The following is a 729-nucleotide window of genomic DNA, read 5'->3' as shown; positions in this document are numbered from 1 at the left end:
ATTTAAACTTGATTTTAAACATTATGTTCATATCATTACTTTCATATTTTATTATTTACTTCTACCTTCCAAAAGATGTATGATTTCGAAAAAAACAACGTACAATTTGAAATTGTACGTTGTGATGCATATAAAAAATAATACTTTAATGATTTGCTATGATGCAATTCTAAAAACAATATTCATAATTTGTAACCTCAATCTATTGTTTATACTTTTTTACTAGAATACATAGCATGAACTTCTACTCTCATTGGCATATCCGCTAACAATTCGATGACTTTGTCATGTCCTTCGTCTATAACTGGATTATCAAAATGACGTTTAAATGAAGCATCGTCTTTACAAAATTCAAATGCCCATAATACATCTGGGTCATCAACGGCTCTACACAATACCCAATCTATTGGGCCGTCTGGATCTCCGTTGTAGTGCATCTTATTTGTTAAATTAAATAACTCTTCACCTTTTCCTTCTTTGGCTGTCATCTTTAAAACTGTTCCAGGTTGTAGGGAATCAATCAATAAATCTGAATTTTTTTCGCTTTGCTTACCTGAATATTCTGGATATACTACAACTCTTGTTGGCACATCATCTAAAAGCTCAATAACTTTATCATGACCTTCATCTATAACTGGATTATCGAAATGACGTTTGAATGAGGCATCGTCTCTATAAAATTCGAATGCCCACAAAATATTGGGGTTATGATCATCTTTACACAATATC

At 31.4% G+C, this 729-nt stretch carries 1 protein-coding gene; it reads right to left on the bottom strand.

Annotated elements, in window-relative coordinates; all coding sequences use genetic code 11:
* Positions 1-209 precede the first annotated feature (209 nt).
* Positions 210-729 (bottom strand): hypothetical protein (locus tag B1729_RS20680; RefSeq protein WP_204318986.1); only part of this gene is annotated, 520 nt, incomplete at its 5' end.

The organism is Microbacterium sp. B35-04, assembly GCF_010634885.1.
Lineage (GTDB): Bacteria > Actinomycetota > Actinomycetes > Actinomycetales > Microbacteriaceae > Microbacterium.
This window is presented reverse-complemented; position numbering and strand designations above follow the sequence as displayed.